We start from the raw sequence: 13,159 nt of genomic DNA on the forward strand, positions 1-13,159 counted from the left end.
CAGCAGGAGTTCCGGCCGATGACAGTCCGCAACCTCGATTACCTTTTCAAGCCGCGCTCAATCGCCATCGTCGGCGCCAGTCGGCGGCCCGGATCGGTCGGCGCGGTACTGGCCCGCAACCTGTTCAACGGCGGCTTCGACGGCCCGATCATGCCGGTCAACCCCAAGCACCAGTCCATCGAGGGGGTACTGAGCTACAAGTCCATTGATGAGCTGCCGGTCACCCCGGATCTGGCGGTGGTCTGCACCCCGCCCAAGACCGTGCCCGAAGTGGTCCGCCAGCTGGCCGAACGCGGCACCCGCGGCGTGGTGGTCATCACCGCCGGCTTCGGCGAGGGCGACGATGACGAGGGCATGGAACTGCGGCAGCAGGCGCTGGATGCCGCGCGCCCGCATCTGACCCGCATCATCGGCCCCAACTGCCTGGGCATTCTGGTCCCCGGGTTCGGCCTCAATGCCAGCTTCGCCCATCTGGCGCCCCCCGAGGGCCGCATCGCCTTCGTCACCCAGTCCGGCGCCATCGTCACGTCGGTGCTCGATTGGGCCGAGCGTCGCGGGATCGGGTTTTCGCACATGATCTCGCTGGGCGACATGGCCGACGTCGACTTCGGCGATACCATCGACTATCTCGCCAACGATCCCAACACCAAGGCCATCCTGCTCTATGCCGAGGCGATCACCGACGCCCGCAAGTTCATGTCGGCCGCCCGGGCGGCGGCGCGCATGAAGCCGGTGATCGTGGTCAAGTCGGGGCGGCATGCGGCCAGCGCCCAGGCGGCGGCGTCGCATACCGGCGCCCTCGCCGGCTCGGACAAGGTCTATGACGCGGCCTTCCGGCGCGCCGGCATGCTGCGGGTGGACACCCTCGGCGAGCTGTTCGCCGCCGTCGAGACCCTCGCCACCACCGGCACACCCAACGGCGACCGGCTGGCGATCCTGACCAACGGCGGGGGCATCGGCGTGCTGGCCACCGATGCGCTGATCGGCCACGAAGGCAAGCTCGCCACCCTGCCGGATCACACGGTGCAGGCCCTCAACGAGGTGCTGCCACCCACCTGGTCCCACGGCAACCCGGTGGACATCATCGGTGACGCCCCGGGCAAACGCTACGCCGACTCCCTGGCGGTGCTGGCGGACAGCGACGCCGCCGACGCCATTCTGGTCCTCAACTGCCCCACGGCGGTGTCCGACAGCATGGATGCCGCCGAGGCGGTGATTGCCGAGCAGAGCCGCCAGCAGTCGCAGCCCGGGCGTCGCGACAGACAGCCCAAGCTACTGACCTGCTGGGTCGGCGAGCATACGGCGCAGAACGCGCGCCGGCGTTTTTCCGAGGCCGACATCCCCAGCTACACAACGCCGGAAGGCGCCGTGCGGGCGTTCATGCACATGGTGGCCTACCGCCGCAACCAGGAGCAGCTGCTCGAGACGCCACCGTCGGTGCCGGAGCTGTTCACGCCGGATTACGAGACGGCCAACCGGCTGGTGGAACAGGCCGCCGCCGAGAACCGCGAGATCCTCAGTGAACCCGAGGCCAAGCAGCTGCTGGCCGCGTTTGGCGTCGAGGTGGTCGCCACGGAGGTCGCCGAGTCACCGGAGGCGGCGGCGGATGCCGCTGAGCGGCTGGGTTATCCGGCCGCCATCAAGATCCTCTCGAAGGACATCACCCACAAAAGCGATGTCGGTGGTGTCGCCCTCGATCTTGAGGATCACGACGCGGTCTATCGCGCCGCCGAGGCCATGCGCCGCCGCGTGGCGGAGACCTATCCAGACGCCGACCTGCAGGGTTTCAGCGTCCAGCCCATGGTCAAGCGGGCCGGGGCGTGGGAGCTGATCGCCGGGTTTACCGAGGACGCGCAGTTCGGCCCGGTGGTGCTGTTCGGTCAGGGTGGCACGGCGGTCGAGGTCATCAAGGACCAGTCGCTGGCGCTGCCGCCGCTCAACATGAAACTCGCCAACGACATGATCGAGCGCACTCGGGTCTACGACCAGCTACAGGGCTATCGCGACCGCCGGCCGGCGGATCTCGATGCCATCGCCCTCACCCTGACGCGCATCGCCCAGATCGCCGCCGACATCTCGCGGGTCAAGGAGCTGGACATCAACCCGCTGCTGGCCTCGGCGGACGGGGTGGTGGCCCTGGACGCCCGGGTGCGCATCGGCGAGAACGGCACCGGCACGCGGCGCCTGGCGATCCGGCCCTATCCGCGCCAGCTCGAGAAGACCGTGGTGGCCGACGACGGCGCCGAGTACCTGCTGCGGCCCATCGTCCCCGAGGACGAGCCGGCCCTGCACCGAGCGTTCGCCCATCTGACGCCCGAGCAGATCCGGCTGCGCTTCTTTGCCCCCATGAAGCAGATGAGCCACATGGCCGCGGCGCGGTTCACGCAGATCGACTACAACCGCGAAATGGCGCTCATCATCACCGATGCCGACAAGGTGCCGGGCGAGGCCGAGATGTACGGCGCGGTGCACATCCATGCCGATCCGGACGATGAAAAGGCCGAGTACTCGATCATCGTGCGCCACGACCTGACCCGGCAGGGGCTGGGCCGGCTGCTCATGGAGCATGTCATCGACTACGCCCGGGACCGCGGCATCGGCGAGATCGGGGGTGATGTGCTGCGCGAGAACCAGCCCATGCTGGCGCTCTGCAGCCAGCTCGGCTTTGAGCAGCACACCGATGCCGAAGACCGCGACATCGTCCGGGTCTCGCTGCCGCTATGACCGGTACTTCATGATCTCCATGAGCTCATCCACGATCACGTCGGCATCGCCCCGTTCGCGGGCGCTGGTGACGTGGTGGTGGAGGTGGCTGCGCAGGACCGTGTCACCCACCTTCTCCAGCGCGCCGTCCACCGCCTTCAGCTGGCGCAGGACGTCCACGCAGTAGACATCCTCGCGCTCGAGCATGCGGACGATGCCCTCAATATGCCCGCGGATCGAGGCCAGCCGCTGGCGGGCGGTCTCGCGGACCGCCGGGTCAAGGGCGAGATGACAGTGCTCGACGGAATCACTCATGGGGTAGCCTCCGTGGGTGCCGACGCCGGGCGGAACCGGCGCAGGCGCAGTGAATTGGTGAGCACGAACAGGCTCGACAGGCTCATGGCCGCCGCCGCGGCCATCGGGTTCAACAGCCAGCCGGTGAACGGGAACAACAGTCCCGCCGCCACCGGGATCAACAGGACGTTGTAGCCATAGGCCCAGACAAAGTTGCCCTTCATAGTGCGATGCGTGCGACGGGCCAGCGCCACGGCATTGAGCAGGCCGTTGAGGTCGGCCCGCATCAACACCGCGTCGCCGGCCTCGATGGCCACATCGGTGCCGGTGCCGATGGCGATGCCCACGTCCGCGCGGGCAAGCGCCGGGGCGTCATTGATGCCATCGCCGACGAACGCCACCCGGCGGCCCTCGCCCTGCAGGCGCTGCACCTCGCGGGCCTTGGCGTCGGGCAGCACGCCGGCCATGACCTCATCGATCCCCAGCCGATCGGCCAGGGCATGGGCGGTGGCCGCCTGGTCACCGGTGACCATCGCCACCCGCAGGCCCTGGGCGCGCAGCGCGGCAATGACCGCCGCGCTCTCGGGACGCGGCGGATCGGCGATGGCGACCACCCCCAGCAGCTGACCGTCCACGGCGGCATAGACAGGAGTCTTCGCCGCCTGCATCAGCGCCTCGACCTCGGTCTGCACGGCCGTCGTGTCAACGCCCAGCCATTCCATGTAGTGCGCCGCGCCGATGTGCACATAGCGGTCATCCACCCGGGCATGCACCCCGTAGCCGCTCACCGCCTCGAACCCGGTGGCAGTAGGCCAGGCAAGGCCGCGTTCGCGCGCGGCGGCCACCACCGCGTCGGCCAGCGGATGCTCACTGTGGGATTCCACTGCCGCCATGAGGGTCAGCACATCATCGTCGCTGCCGGTGGCGCCGATCTGATCGGTCACCTGCGGGCGGCCGAGGGTCAGCGTGCCGGTCTTGTCGAGGACCACGGTATCGGTGCGGGCCAGCGATTCCAGCGCGGCCCCGCGCCGCAGCAGCAGACCGTTCTCGGCCCCCTTGCCGGTGGCCACCATGACCGCGGTGGGGGTGGCGAGCCCCATGGCACAGGGACAGGCAATGAGCAGGACGCTGACCGTGGCCACGAAGGCATAGGAGAGCACCGGCTCAGGGCCCACGGTCAGCCAGATGGCGGCGGTCAACAGCGCCACCACCAGCACCACGGGGACGAACACCCCGGCGATCCGGTCGGCCATCTGCTGGATCGGCGGTTTTTCGGCCTGGGCTTTCTCGACCATGCCGATGATCTGCGCCAGCACCGTATCGGCCCCCACCTCGGTGACGGTGGCGGTCAGCGATCCCTGGCCATTGACGGTACCGGCCACCAGGCGATCACCCTCGGCTTTGGCCACCGGCACCGGCTCGCCACTGATCATCGACTCGTCGACACGTGACTGACCCTCGCTGACCCGGGCGTCCACGGGAATGCGCTCGCCGGGCCGGATCATGACCGTTTCGCCACGGGCCACGGCATGGATGTCCACTTCGGTGGGACCCTCATTACGCACCACCCGGGCGGTACGTGCCTGCATGCCCAGCAGGCGCTTGATGGCCATCGAGGTCCGGCCACGGGCGATCTGCTCAAGGTAGCGCCCCACCAGGATCAGGGTGATGATCACGCCGGCCGCCTCGAAATAGCTGCCCGCGGTCCCCGGCGGGAACATCCCCGGCACCAGCAGGGCGAGCAGCGAGTAGCCATAGGCCGCGCCGGCGCCGATCATGACCAGACTGCTCATTGCCGGCGCTCGGTGGCGCATCTCGGTCAGCCCCTTGCGGAAAAAGTCCCGGCCGGCCCAGAAGACGATGGGCGTCGCCAGCAGCCATTCCACCGCAATCCAGGCGCGCTCGGGCAGCCACTGGGCAAACCACTCGGCGCCCCCGGGGATGTGCCGGCCCATGGCGATGGCCACCAGCGGCACGGCGAAGGCGGCGGCGGTCAGTACACGCCGGCGCAGCACGGCCTGCTCGCGTGCCGCCGCATCCTGGCCCGGCGCCTCATCGCCGGCGTCACCACGCCGCTCGGCCCCATAGCCGGCGGCCTCCACCGCCTTGATCAGGTCAGCGCTGTCGAGACTGCCGGCGATCACCTCGACATCCGCTGTGCCCATGCCGAGGTTAACGCTGGCGTTCAACACCCCCGGCAGGGCATTGAGGGCGTTTTCGACCGTGCGCACGCAACCGCCGCAGGTCAGGCCACTCAGTGCGAGTTGAATGGACTCGTGCCGGGCGGGATAGCCGGCGTCATCAAGCTGACTGTCCACCCGGTTCAATCCCTCGGCGGGGTCATGACCGGCGTCAAAGGCCACATGGGCCCGGGCGGTGGACAGATTGACACTGGCTGTCTCAACACCCGGGACACGGCGGATCGCCTGCTCGGCGCGATTGACGCAGCTGCCACAGTTCAGGCCGGTGACCTCAAGGTCGAAGGTGTCTGCGGGCATGAAAGCCTCGATCGTTACGAAGTAATGGCCTTACCTTACCCCTCCCCCCGGGGGGCCGGTCAAACGCAGCGATCACGATGGCACGGCACAAAAAAAAGGGGGCCCGAAGGCCCCCTTTGGTTCATCCAGGCAATGATTGCGCTGGATTACATGCTCTCACGCCAATCGGCAACGAGCTCGTCGTAGGGCACGGTCTCGCCCTGCGGCTTCTCGTTTTCCAGCGGAGGCTTCGGCGCGCCGGGCTGGTCGAACCAGTACTCGGCACTCCGCTCCTCGTTCAGGCGTGGTCCGCAGACTTCCTGCACACCGGCCCGCTCGAGGCGCTCCATGACGCGATCCTGCTCAGCCGCCAGGTTATCCATGGCGCCCTGCGGAGTCTCTTCACCGGTCACGGCAGCGGCCACGTTGGACCACCACAGCTGAGCCAGACGCGGATAGTCAGGCACGTTGGTGCCGGTATCCGTCCACAGCTCACGCGCCGGGCTGCGATAGAACTCAACCAGACCACCAAGCTCCGGTGCCCGCTCCGTCATCGACGCGGACATGATGTCCGACTCGCGGATCGGGGTGAGGCCCTCGTTGAGCTTCTTCAGCGAAACGACCTTCGAGGTCACGAACTGGGCATACAGCCAGGCGGCCTTGCGGGCCTCCGGATCGGCATGCTTGAAGAACGTCCAGGAACCGATGTCCTGATAACCGACCTTCATGCCCTCTTCCCAGTACGGGCCGTGGGGCGAGGGGGCCATGCGCCACACTTCGGCGTGCCATCCTCGTTCACCACCGGCAGGCCCTCTTCGACCATCGAGGCGGTGAAGGCCGTGTACCAGAAGATCTGCTGAGCGATCTGACCCTGGGCCGGGACCGGGCCCGCCTCCGAGAAGGTCATGCCCGAAGCGGACGGCGGTGCATAGTCACCCAGCCAGTCGATGTACTTGGTCAGTGCATAGACGGCGGCGGGGCCATTCACGGCACCACCACGGGTCACATCGGAACCGACTGGATGGCAGTCCTCGACACGGATGCCCCACTCGTCAACGGGCAGACCGTTGGGCAGGCCCTTGTCACCGGCACCGGCCATCGACAGCCAGGCGTCAGTGAAACGCCAGCCGAGGGACGGGTCCTTCTTGCCGTAGTCCATGTGGCCATAGACCTCACGACCATCCAGCTGACCGACGTTCTCGGTAAAGAACTCGGCGATGTCCTCATAGGCGGACCAGTTCACCGGCACACCCAGCTCATAGCCGTAGATGTCCTCGAACTGCGCCTGAAGGTCTTCGCGCTGGAACCAGTCATAGCGGAACCAGTAGACGTTGGCGAACTGCTGGTCCGGCAGCTGGTACATGTTGCCATCCGGCGCGGTCACTGCATCCAGACCGATGAAGTCGTCCAGATCCAGGTACGGCGACGTGACGTCGGCGCCCTCGCCATCCATGTAGTCAGTCAGCGAGACCACCTGGCCATAGCGGTAGTGGGTACCGATCAGGTCAGCATCGTTGATGTAGCCATCGTAAATGCTCTCACCCGACTGCATCTCGGTCTGCAGCGCCTCGATCACGTCACCCTCACCGATCAGGTTGTGGGTGAGGTTGATGCCGGTGATGTCGGAAAAGGCCTCGGCCAGGACACTGGCCTCGTACTCATGGGTGGCGATGGTCTCGGAGACCACGGACACGTCCATGCCGCGGAAGTCCTCAGCCGCGTCGATGAACCACTCGAGCTGCTCGAGCTGCTCTTCGCGGGTCAGTGTCGACGGCTGGAACTCGTCGAGATACTGCTCGGCGACAGCCATCTGCTCATCGGTGGCCGCCTGGGCATTGCCCAGCCCGCCGACACCGAGGGCAGCAGCCACGGCCAGTGCAGTCAAAGGACGCATGGCGTTTTTCTGCTCTGTCATGCTTTTCTCCTCCAGGAAGGGGACATTACCCCATTACTCAAGGACAGAGGCACTGGCCAATCCAGTGCTTGCCCACTTCTAGCCCCATCGAAGCATCACCGCGGCGTAAACCACAGAGATGCCCGAGGCAAACAAAAGGCTCGCGTCCGAAAACGCCAGCCAGATGAGATGGATGAAGGCCGCCCCCAGCAGGCTCATGAACAGACGATCCCCGCGGGTCGTCGGCACTGGCAGGAAGCCCCGCCGCTCGTAGGTCGGCATCACGAACTGCAGGACGCCAAAGACCACCAGCATCACGGCTATGGCGATGAAAAAGATCGCCACCGGCTGGGTCCAGGCCATCCAGGACAGATTGAAGCTGATTCCTTCGTTCATCGTTGCAAACTCCGATTACACGCGGCCGAGGGCGAAGCCCCGGGCGATGTGCTTGCGCACGAACCAGATCACCAGTGCGCCAGGCACAAGCGTGAGAATACCGGCCGTCGCGAGCAGCCCCCAGTCAAGCCCGGAGGCACTGACCGTCCGCGTCATGGTGACCGCGATCGGCTTCGCCTCGACGGAGGTGAGGGTCCGCGCCAGCAGCAGCTCGACCCACGAGAACATGAAGCAGAAGAACGCCGTCACACCCACGCCGGAACGGATCAGCGGCAGGAAGATGGTGATGAAAAAGCGCGGCCAGCTGTAACCATCCAGGTAGGCGGTTTCGTCGATCTCCTTCGGCACCCCGGACATGAACCCCTCAAGGATCCAGACCGCCAGCGGCACCGTGAACAGGGTATGGGCCAGCGCCACCGCAATGTGCGTGTCGTACATGCCGACACTCTGGTAGAGCTCGAAGAACGGCAGCAGGAACACCGCCGGCGGCGCCATGATGTTGGTCAACAGCCAGAAGAACAGGTGCTTGTCACCGAGGAAGTTATAGCGGCTGAACGCATACGCGGCGGGCAGCGCCACGGTGAGCGATATCACCACGTTCATCGCCACATACAGCGTCGAATTGATGTACCCCGGGAACCAGGTGGGATCGGTGAAGATCTTCACATAGTTGGCCACCGTCAGGTTCTCCGGCCACAACGTGAAGGTAGACAGGATTTCCTGGTTGGTCTTGAGCGACATCATCAGCAGCCAGTAGATCGGCAGCATCAGGAAGATCAGCCAGGCGGCCAGGAAGATATAGCGTCGTTTCGAACCCACGGCCTAGCCCTCCCGGTCCATGTTGAGAATGGTCAGATAGAACACATAGCTGAACAGCAGGATGATCAGGAAATAGATCAGCGAGAACGCCGCTGCCGGTCCCAGATCAAACTGGCCGACGGCCATGGTCGTCAGGCTCTGACTGAGGAAGGTGGTCGCGTTGCCCGGACCGCCGCCGGTGAGCACGAACGGTTCGGCATAGATCCGGAAGCTGAAGATGAAGCGCAGCAGGATCGCGATCAGCAGCACACCCTTCAGCTTGGGCAGCTCGATGAACCGGAACACCGCCCAGCGCGACGCGCCATCAATGCGGGCCGCCTGATAGAACGCATCGGGAATCGCCTGCAGGCCGGCATAGCACAGCAGGATGACCAGCGAGGTCCAGTGCCAGACGTCCATGACCAGAACGGTCAGCCAGGCGTCCAGCGAGTCGCCCGTGTAGTTGTAGTCAAAGCCGATGCTGTTGAGGATGACGCCGGCAAAGCCCACGTCCGGGCGGGAGAACACCTGCCAGATCGTGCCCACCACGTTCCACGGCACCAGCAGTGGCAGCGCCAGCAGCACCAGCGACACCGACACCCATGGCCCCTTTTTGGGCAGACACAGCGCAAGGCCCACGCCCAGCGGGATCTGGATGAGCAGCACCGCCGCCGAGAACAGCAGCTGCCGGATGAGTGCCCCATGCAGCGCCGGGTCGCGCAGCACCTCGGTAAACCAGGCGGTACCGACAAAGAACCGGGAATTGGGCCCGAAGATGTCCTGCAGCGAGTAGTTGACCACGGTCATCAGCGGCATGATGGCGCTGAACGCCACCACCAGCACCACTGGCAGGACCATCAGCCACGCCCATTGGTATTCGCGCTTTTCCACTTTTCCTCCCCTTAACCGACGAGCTTGTCGTCGGCATACAGCAGCGCGTTGTCGACGGGGAACACCACCCGCAGACCGTCGCTGTCGATCTTTTCGGATTCATCCAGCCGGACGTGGACCTCGTGCTCACCCAGATGCCCGGTGACGAGCATGTAGTCGCCCAGGTCCTCGACCTTGTCGACCTTGATCAGGTGCCCGGTCTCGTCGCCCTCGGCCGGACGGATCAGCTCGGGGCGGATGCCGAGCTGCAGATTGCCGCCGGCCAGACGGGCGGCCTCGGCCATTGCCGGGTCAACGGCGATCCGCTCGTCCCCGACCACGGCCTCGCTGCCCTCCACCGAGCAGGCCATGAAGTTCATGCCCGGGCTGCCGATGAAATACCCGACAAAGGTGTGCTCCGGCCGCTCGAAGAGCGCCTGCGGCGTGCCCACCTGGAGCACCTGACCGGCGAGCATCACCACGACCTTGTCAGCGAACGTCAGCGCCTCGGTCTGGTCATGGGTCACGTAGACGAGGGTGAGATTGAGCTGCTCGTGGACTTCGCGGAGCTTGCGCCGCAGCTGCCACTTCAGATGCGGGTCGATCACCGTCAGCGGCTCGTCAAAGAGCACCGCCGCCACGTCTTCGCGCACCAGCCCCCGTCCCAGCGAGATCTTCTGCTTGGCATCGGCGGTCAGGTTGTTGGCCCGGCGCTTGAGCACGTCCTCAAGGCCCAGCATGGTGGCGATGTGCGTCACCCGCTGGTTGATGTAGTGCTCGTCCATGGACCGGTTGCGCAGCGGAAACGCCAGATTGTCGAACACCGTCATCGTGTCGTAGATGACCGGGAACTGGAAAACCTGGCCGATGTTCCGACGCTCCGGCGACAGGTTGGTCACATCGCGGTCGCCGAACATGACTTTGCCCTCGGACGGCTGGACCAGCCCCGAGATGATGTTGAGCAGCGTCGTCTTGCCGCAGCCCGACGGCCCCAGCAGCGCATAGGCGCCCCCGTCTTCCCAGACATGCTGCATCGGCTGCAGGGCATAGTCACCGCCCGGCGCGTACTGGTGGGCGAGATTATTGAGTTCTATTCGTGACATTGATCTACCCGCGTTACTGCTGCGGCGCGGCCACGAGCTGGTCCGCGCTGTCGAATACGTAGGCCCGGTTCAGGTCGGCATGCACATCGAAGCGCTCACCGGGGTGGACCACATGAACGCCGCGCTCCTCAACCACCCAGTCATGGCCGTTGACCGCGAGATGGACATAAGTGACCGACCCGGCCACTTCCGCCACTTCGACCTCGCCCTGCATCGTGATGCGGTCGTCATTCGGCGTCGCGTACAGATGATGCGGACGCACGCCCATGGTGTAGCGCCCCGGCACCAGGTCCTTCATCTGCCCGGGCAGCGGCTGATCGAACAGCCCCTCCACCTTGACCCGGCCGTCGTCGACCTGGATGGGCATCAGGTTCATCGGCGGGTCGGCGAACACCTGGGTGACGGTGGTGCTCGCCGGATGGCGATAGCACTCGGCGGTCACGCCATGCTGGATCACGCGCCCTTCGTGCAGCACGGTGGTCTTGCCCCCCAGCACCAGGGCCTCTTCGGGCTCCGTGGTCGCGTAGACCACCACGGTGTCACGGTCGGCGAACAGATTGCGCAGCTCCGAACGCAGGCCCTCACGCAGCTTGTAGTCGAGGTTGACCAGCGGCTCGTCGAGCAGCACCAGCTTGGCGTCGCGCACCAATGCGCGGGCCATGGCGCAGCGCTGCTGCTGGCCACCGGAGAGTTCAGAGGGCAGGCGGTCGATGAGGTGGTCAATGCCCAGGCGCTCGGCCTCGGTGCGTACACGCCGGTCGATCTCGGCGGCGGAAAGGCCGGCCAGCTTGAGCGGCGAGGCGATGTTGTCGTAGACCGACAGTGACGGGTAATTGATGAACTGCTGGTAGACCATCCCCACCGAGCGTTTGCGCACCGGGACCTTGGTGACCTCGTGGCCGTCTTCGAGGACCCGGCCGGTATTGGGATGATCCAGCCCCGCCATGATCCGCATCATTGTCGTTTTGCCGGCCTCGGTCAGGCCCAGCAGCACATTGAACTCGCCCCGCTGGAAGGTGAGGTTCACATCCCTTAGATGCGCCTCACCGCCAACGGTGCGATTAACCCCCTCCAGGACGAGACTCATTACGCAGTTGCCCTCTTTTTCTCGTGCCCCGTAAACCAGGCGTTGACCCGCTCGCGCTGATCGGCATCCAGCATCAGGCCCAGCTTGCTGCGCCGCCAGATGGCGTCCTCGGCGGTCATCGCCCATTCGTGCTCGGCCAGGTAGCGCAGCTCGGCCTCGTAGCAGTCGGACCCGAAATGCTCGCCCAGGTCATCCAGCGACCGGGCCTCCCCCAGCATGGTCTCGACCTGCGTGCCGTAGTTGCGCACCAGCCGCCAGGCCATCGCCTCGGGCAGCCACGGGCGCTCGCGCCGCAGCCGCTCGAGGTAGCGCTCGAAATCGCCGTTCGGAATGTCGCCACCGGGAAGCGCCTCGTCGCCGGTCCAGTCCTTGATCGGCGCGCCCAGCAGCGGCGCCACCTGATCCACCGCCTGGCGCGCCAGCGTGCGGTAGGTGGTGATCTTACCGCCAAAGACCGACAGCAGCGGCGCGCGCCTGTCATCCAGATCCAGGCTGTAGTCGCGACTGACCGCCGAGACGTCTTCCTCGTCCGACTCGTCATATAGCGCCCGCACGCCGGAGTAGGTCCAGACCACATCCTTGGGCGCGATCTGATCCTTGAAATAGCGGTTGACCGCGTCGCAGAGATACTGGATCTCATCGTCGCTGGCGGTGGCCTCGGCCGGGTTGCCCTCGTAGGCGACGTCGGTGGTGCCGATCAGGGTGAAATCCTGCTCGTAGGGAATGGCGAAGATGACCCGGCCATCGGTGTTCTGGAACAGATAGGAGTCATCATGCTCGAAGATCTTGGGCACGACGATGTGGCTGCCCTTGACCAGATGCACGTCCTTGCCGTCGTTCATGTCCATGGCATTGCCAAGGAACTTGGCCACCCAGGGCCCCGCGGCGTTCACAACCGAACGTGAACGAACATTCCGAACATCACCGTTCACGGTGTCGGTGAGCTGCACACTCCACTCATCATCGCCACGTTCGGCGCCGGTGCAACGGGTGCGCGGCAGCACGGTCCCGCCGCGCTGCTCGACATCCATGCAATTGAGCACTACCAGGCGCGAATCCTGCACCCAGCAGTCGGAGTACATGAAGCCCTTGGTGACGCCATCCTTGAGCGGCTCGCCGGCGTAGTGGGTGCGCAGATTGAGCCCTTTCGAACCGGGCAGCTTCTTGCGGCCACCGAGGTGGTCGTAGAGGAACAGGCCCATGCGGATCATCCAGGCCGGGCGCAGCTCCTTGACGTGCGGCATCACGAAGCGCAGCGGCCAGATGATGTGCGGGGCGATGCCCATCAGCACTTCGCGCTCTTTCAGCGCCTTCTGCACCAGCCGGAATTCGTAATACTCAAGATAGCGGAGCCCGCCGTGCACAAGCTTCGTACTGGCGGACGAGGTGTAGTTGGCGAGATCGCCCTGCTCGACAAGCAGTACCCGCAGCCCGCGGCCTGCCGCGTCGCGCGCTATGCCTGCCCCGTTGATGCCGCCGCCGACGACGACGACGTCGTAGCGGTCGGTCTGCTGACCTTCAGAAGCCACAGGTGCCT

11 protein-coding genes are annotated in these 13,159 nt (G+C 65.7%); 1 reads left to right on the forward strand and 10 read right to left on the reverse strand.

The window, feature by feature from the left end; genetic code table 11:
• Positions 1–18: 18 nt before the first annotated feature.
• Positions 19–2,724 carry a bifunctional acetate--CoA ligase family protein/GNAT family N-acetyltransferase gene (locus FPL11_RS00375; RefSeq protein WP_144346783.1) on the forward strand — a complete coding sequence of 902 codons (2,706 nt, stop codon included), beginning with the start codon at positions 19–21 and terminating at the stop codon, positions 2,722–2,724.
• Here FPL11_RS00375 and FPL11_RS00380 read toward each other — a convergent pair.
• The 10 genes from FPL11_RS00380 to glpD form a co-directional block, all read right to left on the reverse strand.
• The gene (locus FPL11_RS00380; RefSeq protein ID WP_144346784.1) at positions 2,719–3,018 is read right to left on the reverse strand and encodes a metal-sensitive transcriptional regulator; all 300 of its coding nucleotides are present in this window, start codon (positions 3,016–3,018) and stop codon (positions 2,719–2,721) included. The two genes, FPL11_RS00375 and FPL11_RS00380, sit on opposite strands and share 6 nt — an antisense overlap.
• A complete protein-coding gene (locus FPL11_RS00385) occupies positions 3,015–5,495 on the reverse strand; it encodes a heavy metal translocating P-type ATPase (protein ID WP_144346785.1) in 2,481 nt (826 codons plus the stop codon). Before FPL11_RS00385 ends, FPL11_RS00380 begins: the two co-directional genes overlap by 4 nt.
• Positions 5,496–5,641: 146 nt before the next feature.
• A complete protein-coding gene (locus FPL11_RS10160; protein WP_246085255.1) occupies positions 5,642–6,241 on the reverse strand; it encodes a type 2 periplasmic-binding domain-containing protein in 600 nt (199 codons plus the stop codon).
• The gene (locus FPL11_RS00390; RefSeq protein WP_246085256.1) at positions 6,199–7,389 is read right to left on the reverse strand and encodes an ABC transporter substrate-binding protein; all 1,191 of its coding nucleotides are present in this window, start codon (positions 7,387–7,389) and stop codon (positions 6,199–6,201) included. The genes FPL11_RS10160 and FPL11_RS00390 overlap by 43 nt, the downstream gene beginning before the upstream one ends.
• A gap of 78 nt (positions 7,390–7,467) precedes the next feature.
• Positions 7,468–7,764 carry a DUF2160 domain-containing protein gene (locus FPL11_RS00395; protein ID WP_110883394.1) on the reverse strand — a complete coding sequence of 99 codons (297 nt, stop codon included), beginning with the start codon at positions 7,762–7,764 and terminating at the stop codon, positions 7,468–7,470.
• 15 nt (positions 7,765–7,779) lie between these two features.
• Positions 7,780–8,583, reverse strand: coding sequence for a carbohydrate ABC transporter permease (locus FPL11_RS00400; RefSeq protein ID WP_144346786.1), 804 nt, complete (start codon positions 8,581–8,583; stop codon positions 7,780–7,782).
• Between the two features lie 3 nt (positions 8,584–8,586).
• Entirely contained in the window at positions 8,587–9,453 is an 867-nt protein-coding gene (locus FPL11_RS00405) for a carbohydrate ABC transporter permease (RefSeq protein ID WP_200833607.1), read from the reverse strand.
• Between the two features lie 11 nt (positions 9,454–9,464).
• The gene (locus FPL11_RS00410) at positions 9,465–10,535 is read right to left on the reverse strand and encodes an ABC transporter ATP-binding protein (protein ID WP_110883397.1); all 1,071 of its coding nucleotides are present in this window, start codon (positions 10,533–10,535) and stop codon (positions 9,465–9,467) included.
• Positions 10,536–10,548: 13 nt separating this feature from the next.
• Positions 10,549–11,622 carry an ABC transporter ATP-binding protein gene (locus FPL11_RS00415; protein WP_144346787.1) on the reverse strand — a complete coding sequence of 358 codons (1,074 nt, stop codon included), beginning with the start codon at positions 11,620–11,622 and terminating at the stop codon, positions 10,549–10,551.
• Complete coding sequence (gene glpD, locus FPL11_RS00420; RefSeq protein ID WP_144346788.1) at positions 11,622–13,151, reverse strand: glycerol-3-phosphate dehydrogenase; 1,530 nt, start codon at positions 13,149–13,151, stop codon at positions 11,622–11,624. Before glpD ends, FPL11_RS00415 begins: the two co-directional genes overlap by 1 nt.
• Between the last annotated feature and the right edge of the window lie 8 nt (positions 13,152–13,159).

The sequence above is a fragment of the Spiribacter aquaticus genome (assembly GCF_007625215.1).
In the GTDB taxonomy this organism is placed as follows: domain Bacteria; phylum Pseudomonadota; class Gammaproteobacteria; order Nitrococcales; family Nitrococcaceae; genus Spiribacter; species Spiribacter roseus.

Coding starts and splice junctions, on each gene's coding strand:
- FPL11_RS00375 (WP_144346783.1), top strand. CDS start 19: ATGACAGTCCGCAACCTCGATTACCTTTTCAAGCCGCGCTCAATCGCC.
- FPL11_RS00380 (WP_144346784.1), bottom strand. CDS start 3,018: ATGAGTGATTCCGTCGAGCACTGTCATCTCGCCCTTGACCCGGCGGTC.
- FPL11_RS00385 (WP_144346785.1), bottom strand. CDS start 5,495: ATGCCCGCAGACACCTTCGACCTTGAGGTCACCGGCCTGAACTGTGGC.
- FPL11_RS10160 (WP_246085255.1), bottom strand. CDS start 6,241: ATGGCCCCCTCGCCCCACGGCCCGTACTGGGAAGAGGGCATGAAGGTC.
- FPL11_RS00390 (WP_246085256.1), bottom strand. CDS start 7,389: ATGACAGAGCAGAAAAACGCCATGCGTCCTTTGACTGCACTGGCCGTG.
- FPL11_RS00395 (WP_110883394.1), bottom strand. CDS start 7,764: ATGAACGAAGGAATCAGCTTCAATCTGTCCTGGATGGCCTGGACCCAG.
- FPL11_RS00410 (WP_110883397.1), bottom strand. CDS start 10,535: ATGTCACGAATAGAACTCAATAATCTCGCCCACCAGTACGCGCCGGGC.
- FPL11_RS00415 (WP_144346787.1), bottom strand. CDS start 11,622: ATGAGTCTCGTCCTGGAGGGGGTTAATCGCACCGTTGGCGGTGAGGCG.